The organism is Pseudomonas sp. HP_14, from assembly GCF_055283875.1.
The window spans coordinates 102,742-119,996 of sequence record NZ_JBTOQI010000045.1; the positions used below are offsets into that span (position 1 = coordinate 102,742).

The 17,255-nt window shown below is 58.4% G+C and carries 15 protein-coding genes; 8 read left to right on the top strand and 7 right to left on the bottom strand.

Annotation, left to right across the window (positions count from 1 at the left end):
• Window positions 1-152 precede the first annotated feature (152 nt).
• The gene (locus ACYASS_RS24765) at window positions 153-1,103 is read right to left on the bottom strand and encodes a choline sulfate utilization transcriptional regulator (protein ID WP_463588062.1); all 951 of its coding nucleotides are present in this window, start codon (window positions 1,101-1,103) and stop codon (window positions 153-155) included.
• Window positions 1,104-1,218: 115 nt separating this feature from the next.
• Between ACYASS_RS24765 and betC the strand changes: the two genes are divergently transcribed.
• The 3 genes from betC to ACYASS_RS24780 all read left to right on the top strand — a co-directional run bounded on the left by betC (window position 1,219) and on the right by ACYASS_RS24780 (window position 5,416).
• Window positions 1,219-2,724 carry a choline-sulfatase gene (betC, locus tag ACYASS_RS24770; RefSeq protein WP_463588063.1) on the top strand — a complete coding sequence of 502 codons (1,506 nt, stop codon included), beginning with the start codon at window positions 1,219-1,221 and terminating at the stop codon, window positions 2,722-2,724.
• Window positions 2,725-2,758: 34 nt separating this feature from the next.
• Window positions 2,759-3,685, top strand: a complete 927-nt coding sequence (gene choX, locus ACYASS_RS24775; protein WP_463588064.1) for a choline ABC transporter substrate-binding protein — start codon at window positions 2,759-2,761, stop codon at window positions 3,683-3,685.
• Window positions 3,686-3,847: 162 nt separating this feature from the next.
• A complete protein-coding gene (locus ACYASS_RS24780) occupies window positions 3,848-5,416 on the top strand; it encodes a SulP family inorganic anion transporter (protein WP_463588065.1) in 1,569 nt (522 codons plus the stop codon).
• On the opposite strand, the gene aroE is transcribed toward ACYASS_RS24780, so the two are convergent.
• Together aroE and hemF are read right to left on the bottom strand one after the other, a co-directional pair.
• Complete coding sequence (gene aroE / locus ACYASS_RS24785) at window positions 5,413-6,234, bottom strand: shikimate dehydrogenase (RefSeq protein ID WP_463588066.1); 822 nt, start codon at window positions 6,232-6,234, stop codon at window positions 5,413-5,415. The genes ACYASS_RS24780 and aroE overlap by 4 nt on opposite strands.
• Before the next feature lie 128 nt (window positions 6,235-6,362).
• A complete protein-coding gene (hemF, locus tag ACYASS_RS24790) occupies window positions 6,363-7,280 on the bottom strand; it encodes an oxygen-dependent coproporphyrinogen oxidase (protein ID WP_243244655.1) in 918 nt (305 codons plus the stop codon).
• 174 nt (window positions 7,281-7,454) lie between these two features.
• Here hemF and ACYASS_RS24795 point away from each other — a divergent pair, with 174 nt between their 5' ends.
• Window positions 7,455-8,432, top strand: a complete 978-nt coding sequence (locus tag ACYASS_RS24795) for an NADPH:quinone reductase (protein WP_463588067.1) — start codon at window positions 7,455-7,457, stop codon at window positions 8,430-8,432.
• A 113-nt stretch (window positions 8,433-8,545) separates the two neighbouring features.
• Here the strand turns inward: ACYASS_RS24795 and tsaC are convergent, their stop codons facing one another.
• The 3 genes from tsaC to ACYASS_RS24810 all read right to left on the bottom strand — a co-directional run bounded on the left by tsaC (window position 8,546) and on the right by ACYASS_RS24810 (window position 11,402).
• Entirely contained in the window at window positions 8,546-9,103 is a 558-nt protein-coding gene (gene tsaC / locus ACYASS_RS24800; RefSeq protein ID WP_122667207.1) for an L-threonylcarbamoyladenylate synthase type 1 TsaC, read from the bottom strand.
• Between the two features lie 37 nt (window positions 9,104-9,140).
• A complete protein-coding gene (gene dprA / locus ACYASS_RS24805; RefSeq protein WP_463588068.1) occupies window positions 9,141-10,253 on the bottom strand; it encodes a DNA-processing protein DprA in 1,113 nt (370 codons plus the stop codon).
• Window positions 10,254-10,376: 123 nt separating this feature from the next.
• Entirely contained in the window at window positions 10,377-11,402 is a 1,026-nt protein-coding gene (locus ACYASS_RS24810) for a LysM peptidoglycan-binding domain-containing protein (protein ID WP_463588069.1), read from the bottom strand.
• Between the two features lie 139 nt (window positions 11,403-11,541).
• Here ACYASS_RS24810 and def point away from each other — a divergent pair, with 139 nt between their 5' ends.
• The 4 genes from def (at window position 11,542) to trkA (ending at window position 16,026) form a co-directional block, all read left to right on the top strand.
• Entirely contained in the window at window positions 11,542-12,048 is a 507-nt protein-coding gene (def, locus tag ACYASS_RS24815) for a peptide deformylase (RefSeq protein ID WP_027901565.1), read from the top strand.
• A 145-nt stretch (window positions 12,049-12,193) separates the two neighbouring features.
• Complete coding sequence (gene fmt, locus ACYASS_RS24820; RefSeq protein ID WP_463588070.1) at window positions 12,194-13,153, top strand: methionyl-tRNA formyltransferase; 960 nt, start codon at window positions 12,194-12,196, stop codon at window positions 13,151-13,153.
• On the top strand, window positions 13,150-14,466 hold the full coding sequence (rsmB, locus tag ACYASS_RS24825; protein ID WP_463588071.1) for a 16S rRNA (cytosine(967)-C(5))-methyltransferase RsmB: 1,317 nt from the start codon (window positions 13,150-13,152) through the stop codon (window positions 14,464-14,466). Before fmt ends, rsmB begins: the two co-directional genes overlap by 4 nt.
• Window positions 14,467-14,652: 186 nt before the next feature.
• The gene (gene trkA, locus ACYASS_RS24830) at window positions 14,653-16,026 is read left to right on the top strand and encodes a Trk system potassium transporter TrkA (protein WP_243244665.1); all 1,374 of its coding nucleotides are present in this window, start codon (window positions 14,653-14,655) and stop codon (window positions 16,024-16,026) included.
• A 111-nt stretch (window positions 16,027-16,137) separates the two neighbouring features.
• Here the strand turns inward: trkA and ACYASS_RS24835 are convergent, their stop codons facing one another.
• Window positions 16,138-17,025 carry a lysophospholipid acyltransferase gene (locus ACYASS_RS24835; protein ID WP_122667201.1) on the bottom strand — a complete coding sequence of 296 codons (888 nt, stop codon included), beginning with the start codon at window positions 17,023-17,025 and terminating at the stop codon, window positions 16,138-16,140.
• Window positions 17,026-17,255 lie beyond the last annotated feature (230 nt).

Consider the following 17,255-nt stretch of genomic DNA (forward strand, 5'->3'; position numbering starts at 1 on the left):
TTCAATCTCTGTAGGAGTGAGCTTGCTCGCGATAAAGGTAGACATGTTGAGAAGTTACCGTCTGGGCTGACGCTATCGCGAGCAAGCTCTCTCCTACAGGGTCCGTGTTTGCTTCGCGACAACGTGGTGTCAGGGACACCTGGACAACTTGCCTATACCGCAATCGATGGCAACGGCCTGCCCGCGAGCCCATCGCCACTCTGCGCCTGTTCACTCGCCAGCCAATCCACAAACTGCTGAACGATCTGCACCCGCCGTTTGCGTTGCGGCAGAACCACGTAATAGCCATAACCGGAAACAGCAGTCGCTGCGATAGGGCGGCAGAGCAGGCCTTGATCGAGGAGCGCATCCACCAGGTGACGCCAGCCGATGGCCACGCCCTGGCCCGCAATGGCTGCCTGAATCAGCAAGGTGTAGTTGTCGAAGCGCAACTGGCCGGGAGCAGGGGCCTGAGGAATATTCAGCGCTCTGAACACGCCGCCCCAGTCAAACCAGTTAGCGCTGCCTTCACCACGCAAGTGCAGCAGCGGGAATTCGCGCAGTACATCAGTGGATAACGGTGGCTCGCGTCCGGCCAACAATTGCGGGCTGCATACGGGGAAAACCTCTTCGCTGAACAACCAGCGGCTTTCCCCCTGCTTGAAACGCCCATCACCGAACAACACCGCAACATCGATATCGGCACGCAGCATGCTGTGGCTGCGCTCACTGGTCACCAGGCTGACATCCACATCAGGATTGGCCTCGTGAAAGCGATGAAGACGTGGCATCAGCCAATAAGCAGCAAAAGCGAAGTCTGTAGCGACCTGCAGTACTTCATGCTGGTGCTGATGAGTGATGGTGATCAACCCCGCGTCCATCGACTGCAGGCCGGACTGCACGTGGTTGAACAGAATTTCGCCGGCGTCCGTCAGCTCAATGCCACGGTAAATCCGGTCGAATAACCGTGTCGCCAGTTGCTCCTCAAGGCGCTTGATCTGCTGACTGACGGCGGGCTGAGTGGTACCCAGCTCAATCGCTGCCGCCGTGAAACTGCGCAAACGCGCCGCAGCCTCGAACGCACGCAACAGATCCAGCGACATCTCACCAAGCGCTTCAAACATAAGCTGTACTTATCCTAGGCATTGCCTTGCATGGGCTTTACCACAGCATGCATGGGTCCCATCCTCAATCGCAGCACTTTCGCATAAATATTCACTATGGGATGCCGCGAAATACATGAAGCGCAAAAATATTCTTTTCATCATGGCCGATCAAATGGCCGCGCCGATGTTGCCGTTCTACGCCTCATCTCCCATCAAGATGCCTCATTTGAGCCGCCTCGCCGCTGAAGGCGTGGTTTTCGATGCTGCCTACTGCAACAGTCCACTGTGCGCGCCGTCGCGCTTCACGCTGGTGAGTGGTCAATTGCCCAGCAAGATAGGCGCCTATGACAACGCCGCAGAGTTTCCCGCCGACATCCCGACTTACGCTCATTACCTGCGCCGCCTGGGTTACAAGACTGCGCTGTCGGGCAAGATGCACTTCTGCGGGCCTGACCAGTTGCATGGCTACGAAGAACGCCTGACCAGTGATATCTACCCCGCCGACTATGGCTGGTCCGTCAATTGGGACGCGCCAGATGTGCGTCCGACCTGGTATCACAACATGGCATCGGTGCTTCAAGCGGGCCCATGCGTGCGCACCAACCAGCTGGACTTCGATGAAGAAGTGGTCTTCAAAGCCCAGCAATATCTGTTCGATCACGTGCGCAACGACGGCGATCAACCGTTCTGCCTGACGGTATCCATGACCCACCCGCACGATCCGTACACGATCCCGAAACCGTTCTGGGATCTGTACAGCGATGATGAAATCCCGATGCCTCGTCATCAGCCGGAGCAGGCCGATCAGGATCCGCATTCCCAACGCCTCATGAAAGTCTATGATCTCTGGGACAAGCCGTTACCCGAGGAGAAAATCCGCGATGCACGGCGCGCGTACTTCGGCGCTTGCAGCTACATCGACAATAACGTTGGCAAGCTGATGCAGACGCTGGAAGACATCGGCCTGGCCGAGGACACCATCGTGGTGTTCTCTGGCGACCACGGCGACATGCTAGGCGAGCGGGGCCTCTGGTACAAAATGCACTGGTTCGAGATGGCTGCCCGTGTACCGCTACTGGTTTATGCACCAGGCCAGTACAAAGCCGGTCGGGTTGCTGCTGCGGTTTCGACAGCGGACCTACTGCCGACTTTTGTCGCGATGGCAGAAGGCGAGCTGGCGGATGGCCTGCCACTGGACGGTCAGTCGCTGATCCCGCACTTGCTGGGTGAGGATGGACACGATGAGGTGTTCGGTGAGTACATGGCCGAGGGCACTAACAGCCCGCTGATGATGATCCGGCGCGGCGCGTACAAATTCATTTACTCGGAGCAGGACCCATGCCTGCTATTCGATGTCCATAACGATCCACAGGAGCTGGAAGAGCTGAGCCAGTCGGACACTCACCAGCAACTGTTCAATGAATTCCTGGCTGAAGCACGGGCCAAGTGGGATATACCGGCGATACACCACCAGGTGCTCGCCAGCCAGCGCAGAAGGCGCTTCGTCGCTGAATCGCTGGCACTCGGCAAGCTGAAGAGTTGGGATCACCAGCCGCTGGTAGACGCCAGTCAGCAGTACATGCGCAACCACATTGATCTGGACGATCTGGAGCGCAAGGCACGTTATCCACAACCTTGACCCTGCCAAAAAATCAAAAAACTAGGGGAAGTTAATGAAGACGTTATCCAAAACACTTGTGATCGGGGTTATGGCGTTGAGCAGCCTTGCAGTACAGGCGGCCGAGCAGAGTTGCAGCACAGTGAAAATGGCCGATCCGGGCTGGAGTGACATTGCCGCAACCAATGCGATTGCCAGCTTTCTGCTGGACGGCATGGGCTACAAGCCGAAGGTAGACACATTGGCGGTACCGATCGCTTACGGCGGCCTCAAGGATGGCAAGCTGGACGTCTTCCTGGGTAACTGGATGCCTGCACAGCAGGGTTTCTACGACAAGTTTGTAGCCACAGGTGATGTTACTCAACTGGCGAAGAATCTTGACGGTACCGAGTTCACCCTGGCGGTACCGGATTATGTCTACAACGCAGGCGTGCATGATTTTGCCGACTTGAACAAATTCGCCGACAAGTTCGAGAAGAAGGTTTACGGGATCGGCTCCGGCGCCCCAGCCAATCTGTCGATTCAGGAGATCATCAAGAAGAACGAATTCGACCTGGGAGGCTGGAAGCTGGTGGAGTCCAGCGAACAGGCGATGCTGGCTGAAGTGAATCGCCGGGTGAAAAAAGACCAGTTTGTGGTGTTTCTCGGCTGGACGCCGCACCCGATGAACGTGCAGATCAAAGGGATGCACTACCTCAAAGGCGGCGAAAAATACTTCGGCGACACCGGTACCGTGCATACCCTGACCCGCAAAGGCTACGCCGAGGCTTGCCCGAACGTAGGCAAACTGTTGACCAACCTGATGTTCACTCAGGACATGGAGAACAGCATCATGGCTGATGTCACCAATAACAAAGTCACCAATGCCGCTGCAGTCAAAACCTGGATCAAGGCCAACCCGGCCGTGCTGGATAAATGGCTCGATGGCGTGAAGACCATTGATGACAAAGATGCGCTGGCGGCGGTGAAAGCGAAGCTTTAAAAGCCTAAGCATACGAACCTGTAGGAGCTGCCGAAGGCTGCGAAGCGATGTGTCAGGAATATTGCTTTCGCAGCCTTCGGCAGCTCCTACAGGTACACGGCCTTGCACCTAGCTGCCTGACACCTCACCCTTACCCTTCCGCAATCCGTCAAAGAGCGTTTCATGGGTTGGCTCAATCGCCATAAGTTTCTGCCTTTCCTTGCCTGGCTACCCCGACAGACCCGCGCCACGGTAGGGCGTGATGCGGTGGTCGGTTTGAGCGGGGCGATTCTGGCACTGCCGCAGTCCATTGCTTACGCCCTGATTGCCGGGCTGCCCGCAGAGTACGGTCTTTACGCCGCCATCGTGCCGGTCATGATCGCCTGTTTGTGGGGCTCCTCGTGGCACCTTATCTGCGGCCCGACGGCGGCTATTTCCGTTGTGCTCTACGCCAGCATCAGCCCGCTAGCGATCCCGGCCAGTCAGGATTACATCACCCTGATCCTGTTGCTGACGTTCATTGCCGGGCTGTTCCAGTTGTTGCTCGGTATGGTTCGCTTTGGCGCGCTGGTCAATTTCGTCTCCCATTCAGTTGTACTTGGATTTACGCTGGGCGCCGCAGTAGTCATTGCCCTGGGACAGATGCCTAACCTGATCGGTATCGATTTGCCCAGCCAGACCACGGCCCTGAAAAGCCTGATTGCGGTGCTTGAGCATCGGGGCGAACTGGATGAAGTCTCGTTGGTTTTGGGTTTGCTGACCCTGGCACTGGGTATTGGCTTGAAGCTGCTGGTCCCTCGCTGGCCAACGCTACTGATCACCCTGATCGCGTCCAGCCTGCTGGTCTGGCTCTGGCCTTCGATGTTCGGCCATGTGCGCGTGGTCTCTGCTTTTACCGGGCATTTGCCGCCGTTGAGCCCGCTACCACTGGATCCGGAACTGATCCTCAAACTGCTGCCATCCGCAGTGGCGGTGGGCATGCTGGGGCTGGTCAACAGCCTGTCGATTTCCCGTTCGCTGTCCACCCGCTCTCAGCAATTGATCGACGCCAATCAGGAGGTCCGCGCTCAGGGTCTGTCGAATATGGTCGGCAGTCTGTTTTCGGGTTTTTTGTCAGCCGGTTCGTTTACCCGTTCGGCACTGAGCTTCGAAGCGGGTGCCAGGTCACCACTGGCTGGCATATTTTCCGCCCTATGGGTCGCGCTGTTCGCCGTAGCCGGGGCTTCGCTGATTGCGCATATTCCTATCCCGGCAATGGCCGCTTCGATTCTTTTGATCTGCTGGGGTCTGGTGGACCGACGTGGCATCAGCGCCTTGTACCGGGTCAGCCGCTCGGAGTTTCTGGTCATGGCCCTGACGTGCATCGCAACTCTGCTGCTGGAGCTGCAAACCGCTATTTACGCGGGGGTGCTGGCTTCGCTGTTCTTCTACCTCAAGCGGACCTCGCAACCGAGCGTGCAGCAGTGGCGCGACGGCGATGAAGACATCATGCGGGTCGGCGGCTCGATATTTTTCGGCGCCAGCCATTACCTGCAAACAAGACTTCAGCGCACGGAAGGCAAGCATGTGGTCATTGAGGCGCAGCACATCAACTTTATCGATTACTCAGGCGTCGAGATGCTCCATCAGGAAGCCCGACGCCTGAACAAACACGAGCGGACCCTGACGTTACGTCGGGCCAGGCCGCAGGTGATAGATGAGTTGCGCAAGCTGGAAGGGGCAGAGAAGTGCCCGATTCTATTCGAGGATTAAGCAGCGAGCTGCCGACGTAACTCCGCCAGCACTGGAGCAGAATCCGGACGCACACCGCGCCACAGCAGAAATGCCTCGGCGGCTTGCTCGACCAGCATGCCCAAGCCATCCACCGACCGCGCTGCGCCATGCTCAGCGGCCCAACGGCAGAAAGGCGTAGGGTTGTTGCCGTACATCATGTCGTAGCAGAAGGTTTTACCGGGTTCGATCAGGCTCGGCGAAATCGGCGGCAGTTCTCCGGTCAGGCTTGCGGAGGTGGCGTTGATGATCACGTCCACGGACTCTTCCAGCCAATCGAAGCCGCTGGGGAACACGGGCCCAAGATCAGCAAACTGCTGGGCCAGCAGTTCGGCTTTTTCCACAGTGCGATTGGCGACGACCAAAACCGCAGGGCGCTCGGCCAGCAACGGCTCCAACGCTCCACGCACTGCACCGCCAGCGCCCAATAACAGGACGCGCTTGCCCTGTAGGCTCAAGCCGCAGTTAACCGTCAGATCGCGCACCAGGCCAGCACCGTCGGTGTTATCACCGAGCAAAGTGCCGTCAGCCAGCTTGCTCAACGTGTTGACCGCGCCTGCACGCCGGGCGCGCTCAGTCAGGCTGTCGACCATGCGATAAGCCTGTTCCTTGAACGGCACGGTCACATTGGCGCCGCGGCCATGGCTGAAGAAAGCTTTTGCGAATGCAGTGAAGTCATCCAGCGGCGCCAACGCGGTGCGGTAATCCAGCTGCTGACCGGTTTGCTCGGCAAACAGGCCATGAATCAGCGGTGACTTGCTGTGGCCGATGGGGTTGCCGAATACGACGTAGTGGTCCATTGGGGTTCCTGTTTAATTTCAGACTCGGCCTCGGTCGGAGCTAATTTGTGCGCGTGGCTTTGTCCCTGCCACCACGCCGCGCCAACATTTCCGCTCCTACCGAGACCTCGCTCATCGCTAAATAACTGTCAACCCAACGCTAACCAATCCCGATCCTGCAGGAAGTACTCGGTCAGGCGCGCTTCTTCACTGCCTGGCACCGCTTTCCAGTCGTAACCCCAGCGGACTTGCGGCGGCAGTGACATCAGGATCGATTCGGTGCGCCCACCTGATTGCAGACCAAACAACGTGCCGCGGTCGTAGACCAGATTGAATTCCACATAGCGACCACGACGGAATTCCTGAAACTCACGCTGCTGCGCGGTATAAGCGTCGGCCTTTCGGCGGCGCACGATAGGCAGATAAGCGTTGATGAAGGCATCGCCGATAGCGCGGATGAAAGCAAAGCTGGTATCGAAATCCCACTGGTTCAAATCATCAAAAAACAAGCCGCCGACGCCGCGTGGCTCATTTCGATGCTTGAGGTGAAAGTAGCTGTCGCACCAGGCTTTGTAGCGTGGATAGACGTCGGCACCAAATGGCGCACAGGCTTGCTCGGCAACCCGGTGCCAATGCACACAGTCTTCTTCGACGCCGTAGTAGGGCGTCAGGTCGAAGCCGCCGCCGAACCACCAGACAGGTTCTTCACCTTCTTTTTCAGCGATGAAAAAACGCACGTTGGCGTGAGAAGTCGGCACGTGCGGGTTGTGCGGATGGATCACCAGCGAAACACCCAGCGCCTCGAATCCACGTCCGGCCAGCTCAGGCCGATGGGCACTCGCTGACGGCGGTAGGCTGGTGCCAAACACGTGAGAGAAGTTGACGCCGCCTTTCTCGATCACCGCGCCATTCTCTACCACACGGGTACGGCCACCACCGCCAGCAGGGCGAGTCCAGGCGTCCTCGACGAAAGTGGCATCGCCGTCTTCCTGTTCCAGGGCAGTACAGATGCGGTCTTGCAGATCGAGCAAATAGGCTTTGACGGCCTCAGTGCGGCTAGAAGACATGGCGACCTCTTAAACTGACTTCAAACGGCTGGGCACCCGGACTTCAAGGGGCGCAGCGAAATTGGCGCGTAGCATACCATCCGCGACCAATCGACCGCAGTTGACGAAGCGCAAACGAAGGAGTCCGATAGAGCGCTTTCACATTCCTGTTTCGATGATCATGGAGAGAACAAAATGGCAAAGCGTATCCAGTTCAGCACAACCGGCGGCCCGGAAGTTCTTGAGTATGTGGACTTCGAACCGGCCCAGCCTGGCCCGCAACAGGTACGTGTGCGCAACAAGGCCATCGGCCTGAATTTCATTGAAACCTACTTCCGTAGCGGCCTGTATCCGGTGCCGTCCTTCCCGTCGGGTCTTGGTAATGAAGGCGCGGGGATCGTTGATGCGGTAGGCAGCGAAGTCAGCCGTTTCAAAGTCGGCGACCGCGTAGCCTACGGCACCGGTCCGCTTGGCAGCTACAGCGAGCTGCATACCTTGCCGGAAGCCAATCTGGTGCATCTGCCGGAAAAGATCAGTTTCGAACAAGCTGCCGCCGTCATGCTCAAGGGTTTGACCGTGCAGTATTTGCTGCGTCAGACCTACGTCGTGAAACCGGGTGAAACGATCCTGTTCCATGCCGCAGCCGGTGGTGTGGGCTCGCTGGCCACCCAATGGGCAAAGGCGCTGGGCGCGAAGCTGATCGGCACTGTCAGTTCCGCCGAGAAAGCCGCTCATGCCAAAGCACTGGGAGCATGGGAAGTGATTGATTACAGCAAGGAAGACGTAGCCAAGCGCGTACTGGAACTGACTGACGGCCAGAAATGCCCGGTGGTCTATGACGGCGTCGGTCAGGATACCTGGACCACTTCACTCGATTGCGTTGCGCCGCGCGGCCTGTTGGTCAGCTTCGGGAATGCATCGGGGCCAGTGGCAGGCGTGAATCTTGGGATTCTGGCCAGTAAAGGTTCGCTGTACGTCACGCGCCCAACCCTCGGCAGCTACGCCAACACCCCACAGAACCTGCAAAGCATGGCAGACGAACTGTTCGACATGCTCGCCAGCGGCAAGATCAAGGTGGATAACATTCAGCAATTTGCCCTCAAGGATGCAGGCAAAGCGCAGACCGAACTGTCGGGCCGCCGCACCACCGGCTCAACTATCTTGATTCCTTGATATCGGAACTGTTGGAGCGAGGCTTGCCCGCGAAGAACGATAACGCGGTTTACGCGCGCGACCGATGCGACCCATTCGCGGGCAAGCCTCGCTCCAACAGGTAATCACCAGCTCTACCCCGCCCGAACAACCTCTGCGGTCGCTATATCGCGAATCACACTAGGATTGCGACGGCCACCCAGACTGCCACTCAGCACAGAATCAATCTGCCCTCGAAAATACTGCTCGACCCGCAGCCGGCTTCGCGCGGCGGGGCGACCAGCAGGGTTGGCTGAGGTGGAAATCAATGGCCCGACCAGTGCACAGAGTTCTCGCACTACAGGGTGATCACTGACCCTCAATGCCACGGTTTCATGGATACCGGTCACCCACTCCGGCAAGAGGTTCTGGTGTGGCACCAGCCAGGTGTTAGGCCCCGGCCAGGTGCTGGCCATGCGATCCAGCCACAGCTCAGGGAAATCTTCGAACAGGAAGTCAAACTGATGAATGTTGTCCGCGATCAGAATCAGCCCTTTTTCCACAGGCCGCGACTTGATCGCCAGCAGGCGGTAAACCGCTTCTTCATCCCAAGGATCACAACCCAGCCCCCATACCGCCTCGGTCGGGTAGGCAATGACCGCACCGGCGCGAATCTCTCGGGCGGCTTGTTGCACACGCCAACTGCTGACCATTTTCACTCTCCGCTAAAACATTGTCGGCAGTTTAACCTCAGGCCGCGCGCGCAAACCATCGTCCCGCCTCACAGGTAACACGGCCGTCCAGTTCCAGGTCGGTCAGCGCAGCGAGTACCTTCGGCAAGGCCCATCCGCTGGAGTGCGCAAGGGCTTCACTGGTATGGGGTGCAGCGTGCAGCAGCACCAGCAATGGATGATCAATAGCGACGTCGGGTGTGCGCACCGCTTCAGTTGGAGCGACGACTTGCCAGCCACGTAATGCTTCAAAAATGTGATGCACCGTCTCAACCAGCACTGCGCCATCCCTGATCAACTGATGGCAGCCACGTGCACCGGGATGGTGAATCGAACCCGGGATGGCAAAGACCTCGCGGCCTTGTTCGGCAGCGAGCCGCGCGGTGATTAGAGAACCGCTGGCAACACTGGCTTCGACTACCAGCACTCCAAGGGATAAACCACTGATGATTCTGTTGCGTCGAGGAAAGTTGCTGGCGCTGGGCCCAGCGTCCAGAGGGAACTCGGAAACGACGGCACTGCCTTCAGCGATCATCCGTGCTGCCAGCGACCGATGACGCTGTGGATAAAGTTTTTCGATACCCGTGCCCAACACGCCGATTGTAGAGCCTCCAACATCCAGGGCAGCCTGATGCGCTGCACCATCAATGCCCAGTGCTAAACCGCTGGTAATGACAAAACCGGCACTGGCGAGACTTTTGGAAAAAGCGGCAGCGGTGTCCATTCCCGGACGCGAAGCACGGCGGCTGCCGACCATACCCAGCTGTGGTCGGTCCATAATAGTGAGGTTGCCCGCGACAAACAGAAGAGGGGGAGGATCAGGAATTTCCGCTAGCAATGCCGGGTAGTGAGGGTCGTCCCACATCAGCAAATGCTGGTCCGGACGCTCTAACCATGCCAACGCTGCGCTAGCACCGTCGCGAACATCCGGGTCGCGTCGGGCTTCGGCGCTGGCCGCTGGCAACCCCAATGAGCGCCAGGCACTGGCTGGCGCACCGAGGGCAGCAGAAGCACTGCCGAAAGCATTGATCAACTTGAAAAATCGTTTAGGCCCTACCTCAGGCAACCGATGCAGGCGCAGTCGCGCTTCCTGTTCTGCAGGCGAAGGCGCAGCTTTTTCAAACAGTGGCATGAGATCTTCCTTGATCTATGGCGCACCTTGAAAGGTGGCCAATCCTGTGGATAAGTCTGTTAACAACAATTTGATAACTGGGGTGTGGAGGACAAAAATCTGTATTAATTCTGCAACATGAGGCTAAGGGTTTCTGACCTTGTCCAACACTTCCAGGGATCGGTTGGCGTTAAGAACCAGCCCGTAGCTGAGCTTTTCGTAGGTGCGGAAAATCATCAGCAGCCCGGAGCGCTCGTCAGGAATTTTGACTTGTTCACCGGTGATGCGATCCCGGACAGTCTCACCGGTCTTGTAGATCGCCAGCACGTTACCTTCTGTCAGGCCATCGCGCCTGCCACGGTCCACCGTCACAACATCCATCACACCCACCTGGTTCACGCCCCTCGGTACGTCGATAATCAGGCCGTTGATATTGCTACGCGGCTCACTGGGCAAAAAGCTGGAGTTGATCGGGCGTTCTTCGCTGGCAAACAGCCGATCCCCCACCCGTACTTCCTGATTGGAGCGTTGCAGCATCAGCGTGGAGACATCGCCTTCGGACGCAACAATCTCACCACCACCAATCTCATCCGCGTTGATACCCAGCACTTCCTGAGTCACCGGATCGATGTAGGTTTTGCCCTGACGGAAGATGCCATACACCGAATGAGCAGGATCCACCGCGCCACGCGCATAAATACGGTCACCAATGCCGCTTAGCACACGCTCGGCATTACCGGCCACGATGTAAGGCGCTGTGTCGAACTGCTCGGGGGCATCCACAATGCGGTTGCTGAGCAAGAAGGCATTGATCGCCCCCAAAGGAATGCTTGGCACTGCTTCGACCATAGGCGTGCTGCGCACCCGGGGCGAGAGTTTGACGGTGCCGCGCGACTCACCACGATTGAGGGTTACCCGTGGCTGACCGTCGACATAACTCAACGACAGAATGTCACCGGGATAGATCAGATCAGGGTCGTGGACCTGCGGATTGGCACGCCAGATCTCCTGCCATTTCCAGGGCTCGCTGAGGAATTTTCCTGAAATGTCCCAAAGCGTGTCACCGGCAACCACTGTGTAACGCTGCGGATGGCCTTCCCTGAGTTGCACTTGCGCCTGCACAAGACCGGTCGCGGCCAACAGCAGCAGGGCGAGTAGTGATTTCCTCATGCAGTGAATCCCTTTATCATGTTGCTTCGCGTGAACATAGAGTCCTATCCGGCTCGGTGTGAAAATGGTTGCCCCGCTTGAACGTCCAAAGCCTAGCAGCCGATTTTGACTTTACCCTACAAGTGCAGCTCTTACGTATATGGCTATTCTAAACATCCTCGAGTTTCCCGATTCGCGCCTGCGCACCATCGCCAAGCCGGTGGCCGTAGTAGACGCCGACATTCGTCAGTTGGTCGATGACATGTTTGAAACCATGTATGAGGCGCCAGGTATCGGGCTGGCTGCAACCCAGGTCAACGTCCACAAACGTGTCGTGGTTATGGACCTCAGCGAAGACCGCAGTGAGCCTCGGGTTTTCATCAACCCCGAGATCGAAATGCTGACCGATGAAATGGATCAGTATCAGGAAGGCTGCCTTTCCGTTCCGGGCTTCTATGAAAACGTCGATCGCCCGCAAAAAGTGCGTATCAAGGCACTGGACCGTGACGGCAAGGCTTACGAAGAAATCGCCGAAGGCCTGCTTGCTGTGTGTATCCAGCATGAGTGCGATCACCTGAACGGCAAGCTGTTCGTCGATTACCTGTCCAACCTCAAGCGCGACCGGATCAAGAAAAAGCTCGAAAAACTGCACAAACAGAACGCTTGATTCCTACCTGACTGTAAGAGCTACCGCAGGCTGCGAACGACCGGGAACCGGTCGCCATGGCCATTGTTGCTGAAGGTTGTTCCAACCTTATCGCAGCCTTCGGCAGCTCCTACAGTTCAAAATGCCCTTTCCCAACGAGAAGCCCATGACTGAGCCACTGCGCATCGTCTTCGCCGGCACACCAGAGTTTGCCGCTGAACACCTCAAGGCCTTGCTCGACAGCCCTCACCAGATCATCGCGGTCTACACCCAGCCTGATCGCCCGGCGGGTCGTGGACAAAAGCTGATGCCCAGCCCGGTCAAGCAACTGGCTGTGCAACACGATATTCCGGTGCTGCAACCGCCAACCCTGCGCGATGCCGCGGCTCAGGCCGAACTGGCTGCGCTCAAGCCTGATTTGCTGGTGGTGGTCGCTTACGGTCTGATCCTGCCGCAAGTGGTGCTGGATATTCCGCGCCTGGGCTGCATCAACAGCCACGCATCGCTGCTGCCACGCTGGCGCGGTGCGGCGCCAATTCAGCGCGCTGTAGAGGCAGGCGATGCCGAAAGCGGTGTGACCGTGATGCGCATGGAGCTGGGCCTGGACACCGGACCGATGCTGCTCAAGGCCGTCACGCCCATCACCGCTGAAGACACCGGCGGCTCGTTGCATGATCGCCTCGCCGAACTGGGCCCGCCTGCTGTGTTGCAAGCCATTGCCGGTCTGGCCGATGGCACACTCGTCGGCGAAGTCCAGGATGACAGCCTCGCCACTTACGCTCACAAACTCAACAAGGACGAAGCGCGCATCGACTGGAGCCGTCCCGCTATCGAGCTTGAGCGTCTGGTTCGCGCATTCAATCCATGGCCGATCTGCCACAGCACGCTGAACGGCGAAGCCCTGAAAGTCCTCGCCGCTAGCCTCGCTGAAGGGCAGGGCGAACCAGGCGTCATTCTCGAAGCAAGCAAGGACGGTCTGATAGTCGCCTGTGGCCAGGGTGCACTGCGTCTGACGCGGCTGCAATTGCCCGGCGGCAAGCCACTTAATTTCACCGACCTGTTCAACAGCCGCCGCGAGAAATTCGCCATCGGCACCCTGCTGGGCCAACAGGTGACAGCACAATGAACCCGCGCCTAGCCGCCGCCAAGGCACTGGCCGCTGTGCTCAGCGGCAAAGCTTCGCTCAACAGTTCGCTGCCGACGCAGATGGACAAGGTTGAAGTCCGTGATCGCGGCCTGACTCAGGATCTGGCGTTCGGCACCGCCCGCTGGCAACCGCGCCTTTCTGCACTGGCGGCAAAACTGTTGCAAAAGCCTTTCAAGGCCGCCGATGCCGACGTCGAGGCGTTGCTGCTGGTGGGTTTGTATCAACTCCTGTATTCGCGCATCCCGGCTCATGCCGCCATCGGCGAAACCGTGGGCTGTGCTGACAAACTGAAAAAGCCCTGGGCCAAGGCGCTGCTTAACGCGGTATTGCGCCGGGCTCAGCGTGAAAGCGAAGCGTTGCTGGCAGAGCTGGAACACGACCCGGTGGTGCGTACATCGCACCCGCGCTGGCTGCAAAAAGCGTTGAAAGCCGCCTGGCCGGAACAGTGGGAAGCCATCTGCGCCGCCAACAACGCGCATCCGCCGATGATTCTGCGAGTCAATCGTCGGCACAACAGCCGCGATCAATACCTCGAACTGCTGGCCAAAGCCGACATTGAAGCCGTCGGCTGCACATTCAGTCAGGACGGTATTCTCTTGGCCGAACCTTGCGATGTACGCAGTCTGCCGGGCTTTGCCGAAGGTTGGATCAGCGTGCAGGACGAAGCGGCGCAACTGGCTGCCGATCTGCTGGAATTGGCGCCAGGCCAACGTGTACTGGATGCCTGTTGCGCACCTGGTGGCAAAACCTGTCACTTGATGGAAGTCCAGCCTGCATTGGCAGGCGTAGTGGCGGTGGATCTGGAAGCCAAGCGGCTGGTGCGGGTGCGCGAAAACCTGGAACGCCTGGGCCTGAGCGCTGAACTGATCGCCGCCGATGCCCGGGAAACCTCACAGTGGTGGGACGGCAAACCGTTCCAGCGCATCCTGCTTGATGCGCCGTGCTCGGCAACCGGCGTGATCCGTCGTCATCCCGACATCAAGCTGACCCGACAGGCCGATGACATCCCGGCCCTGGCAACCCTGCAAGGCGAGTTGCTCGACGCCCTTTGGCCAACCCTGCAAGTCGGCGGCATTCTGCTCTACGCCACTTGCTCGACGCTGCCCATGGAGAACACCGAAGTCATAGACGCGTTCCTCGCGCGGACATCCGGTGCACGTGAGCTGGACATCGCCGGTCAGCTCGCCCAGCAACCGCCAGGCCTCAAGCAGCCACACGGTCGCCAACTGCTCGCGCAGGAAGGCGGGCATGATGGGTTCTATTACGCCAAACTGATCAAGATCGCTGCTTGATTCGCGATACTCAAATTCAATGCAAACTCTTGTGGGAGCTGGGCTTGCCCGCGATGAACGATGGCGCTTTTTGAAGAAAGACCGCAGCGCCTATATCGTCGGAATGCCGCCCAGACCAAGCCCGGCTCCCACAGGTATTTACGCCATTTCCATAGGTTTGCTAACGCCGCTTCAAGGAGCAACTGATTGAAAATCATCATCCTCGGCGCAGGGCAGGTTGGCGGTACGCTGGCTGAGCACCTCGCCAGCGAAGCCAACGACATTACCGTGGTCGACACCGATGGCGACCGGCTGCGTGATCTGGGCGATCGTCTGGATATCCGCACGGTGCAGGGCCGCGGCTCGTTCCCGACCGTACTTCGTCAGGCCGGTGCAGATGATGCCGACATGCTGGTGGCGGTCACTAACAGCGATGAAACCAATATGGTCGCCTGCCAAGTGGCCTATACGCTATTCCACACCCCGACCAAGATCGCCCGTGTTCGGGAAGCGGCTTATCTGACCCGCGCAGGCCTGTTCGACAACGATGCCATCCCCGTAGACGTGCTGATCAGCCCCGAGCAGGTCGTTACCAACTACATCAAGCGCCTGATCGAATACCCAGGCTCGCTGCAAGTGATCGACTTCGCAGGTGGCAAAGCACAGCTGGTGGCGGTGAAGGCCTATTACGGCGGCCCGCTGGTCGGTCAGCAACTGCGCCAGTTGCGTGAACACATGCCCAATGTCGACATGCGTGTGGCGGCTATTTTCCGTCGTGACCGGCCAATCCTGCCGCAAGGCGATACTGTCATCGAAGCGGATGACGAAGTGTTCTTCATCGCCGCCAAGGCGGACATTCGAGCGGTCATGAGTGAGATGCGCCGCCTGGACGAGAACTACAAACGCATTGTCATCGCGGGCGGCGGGCATATCGGCGAGCGGCTGGCGGAAGCCATCGAAAGCCGTTATCAGGTCAAGATCATCGAGATGAACCCGGCGCGCTGCCGACACCTGTCCGAGTCGCTGAACAGCACGGTCGTGCTGCAAGGCAGCGCCTCGGACCGTGATCTGCTGCTGGAAGAGAACATCGCCAACACCGACCTGTTTCTGGCCCTGACCAACGACGACGAAGCCAACATCATGTCGTCGCTGCTGGCCAAGCGCATGGGCGCACGCAAGGTGATGACCATCATCAACAACCCGGCCTATGTGGATTTGGTGCAGGGCGGCGAAATCGATATCGCGGTCAGCCCGCAACTGGCAACCATCGGCACCTTGCTGGCCCACGTGCGACGCGGCGATATCGTCAGCGTGCACTCACTGCGTCGCGGTGCAGCCGAGGCCATTGAGGTGGTTGCTCACGGCGATACCAAGTCCAGCAAGGTGATCGGCAAGGCCATCAAAGACATCGCTCTGCCGTCGGGCACCACGATCGGCGCCATCATTCGTGCCGACGAAGTACTCATCGCCCACGACGCCACTGTGATCGAAACCGGCGACCACGTGATCATGTTCCTTGTGGATAAAAAGTACATCCGCGATGTGGAGCGGTTGTTTCAGGTGGGGTTGAGCTTTTTTTAAGCGGGTACACAGCCCCGGTAGGAGCGAACTTGTTCGCGAGCAATAGTGCTGTGCAATCAGGAATATCGTCTCGCGAACAAGTTCGCTCCTACCGGTATTGCATCTAGCCCATTAATACCAGCGAGCCTCTCCGGCAGGGCGTTTCTTGAAGCGCTTCATGGTCCACATGTACTGGCTCGGATACGCCCGCACATATTTTTCCACCACCTGGCTCATGGCCGCGGCAGACGTTTCCGTGTCGGTGCTGTACATGGCCTCGGGCGCAGCTTCCAGCACCACTTTGTAGCCCGAACCGTCCGGCAGGCGCATGGCATGCAGGAACACGCCGACCGCCTTTCCACCGGCCAGCATGTTGGGCACAAACTTGCTGGTCAGGGCTGTAGTGGCGAAAAACGGCACGAATATGCCTGCCGATTCAGCCGGCTCAGGATCAGCAGGAATACCCACCGAGCCACCTTTACGCACTTCCTTGATGACGCTGAGAATGCCTTCCTTGGTGGAGGCCGCCACCCGGTTACCCAGTTGCACCCGCTGTTTGCGCAGCAGGTCATCGACCGCTTTTAGTTTGGGCGGGCGGTAGAAAATGATCGGTTTGCACTGGCTGCAGTAGAAGTGGTTCAACACTTCCCAGTTGCCGAGGTGACTGGTGATGCCAACGACACCCTTGCCGGAAGCCAAGGCATCCTTGAGCACGTCGAGGCCTTCCACTTCGCGCACCAGATCGATTGACTTCTGAGCAGGCCAGATCCAGGCACAAGCGCTTTCGGTAAGGGTCTTACCGATGTCCATCAAGCTACGACCGACCAGACGCTCGCGCTCGGCAGGGTCCATTTCCGGAAAGCATTTGGCCAGGTTGATGCGCGCGACCTCACGAGAGCGGTTCGGCAGTTTCCACATCAGCCAGCCGATACCCGCACCGGCCCACTGCACAACGCGCCAGGGCAACAAGGCAAACAGTCGCAACGCGCCCACCATTAGGGCACCTTTAAACTTTTCCACAGATCACTCCCCAAAACTCAAGGCGGCCATTGTACCCATCAGGCCACATGACCTGGCTAGTCATGACGTTAATGCAGAAATGAGCGACTTATGTCGAACCCGGTTGCTCAAAATAAGTAGGAGCAAGACTACGCACTCTAGAGAGTTTGCTGATAACACCTGTCGAGCACCCCGCCTTATCTGCACCTCCGCGCGATCCAATATTCATCACTTCGCCCCCCGTACTGGGT

What these genes read in the sequence shown, in the direction of transcription:
- choX (WP_463588064.1), top strand. Translation starts at nt 2,759, where the DNA reads ATGAAGACGTTATCCAAAACACTTGTGATCGGGGTTATGGCGTTGAGC.
- hemF (WP_243244655.1), bottom strand. Translation starts at nt 7,280, where the DNA reads ATGTCTTCTAGCCGCACTGAGGCCGTCAAAGCCTATTTGCTCGATCTG.
- rsmB (WP_463588071.1), top strand. Translation starts at nt 13,150, where the DNA reads ATGAACCCGCGCCTAGCCGCCGCCAAGGCACTGGCCGCTGTGCTCAGC.
- def (WP_027901565.1), top strand. Translation starts at nt 11,542, where the DNA reads ATGGCTATTCTAAACATCCTCGAGTTTCCCGATTCGCGCCTGCGCACC.
- tsaC (WP_122667207.1), bottom strand. Translation starts at nt 9,103, where the DNA reads ATGGTCAGCAGTTGGCGTGTGCAACAAGCCGCCCGAGAGATTCGCGCC.
- ACYASS_RS24765 (WP_463588062.1), bottom strand. Translation starts at nt 1,103, where the DNA reads ATGTTTGAAGCGCTTGGTGAGATGTCGCTGGATCTGTTGCGTGCGTTC.
- ACYASS_RS24810 (WP_463588069.1), bottom strand. Translation starts at nt 11,402, where the DNA reads ATGAGGAAATCACTACTCGCCCTGCTGCTGTTGGCCGCGACCGGTCTT.
- betC (WP_463588063.1), top strand. Translation starts at nt 1,219, where the DNA reads ATGAAGCGCAAAAATATTCTTTTCATCATGGCCGATCAAATGGCCGCG.
- fmt (WP_463588070.1), top strand. Translation starts at nt 12,194, where the DNA reads ATGACTGAGCCACTGCGCATCGTCTTCGCCGGCACACCAGAGTTTGCC.
- aroE (WP_463588066.1), bottom strand. Translation starts at nt 6,234, where the DNA reads ATGGACCACTACGTCGTATTCGGCAACCCCATCGGCCACAGCAAGTCA.
- dprA (WP_463588068.1), bottom strand. Translation starts at nt 10,253, where the DNA reads ATGCCACTGTTTGAAAAAGCTGCGCCTTCGCCTGCAGAACAGGAAGCG.
- ACYASS_RS24795 (WP_463588067.1), top strand. Translation starts at nt 7,455, where the DNA reads ATGGCAAAGCGTATCCAGTTCAGCACAACCGGCGGCCCGGAAGTTCTT.
- ACYASS_RS24780 (WP_463588065.1), top strand. Translation starts at nt 3,848, where the DNA reads ATGGGTTGGCTCAATCGCCATAAGTTTCTGCCTTTCCTTGCCTGGCTA.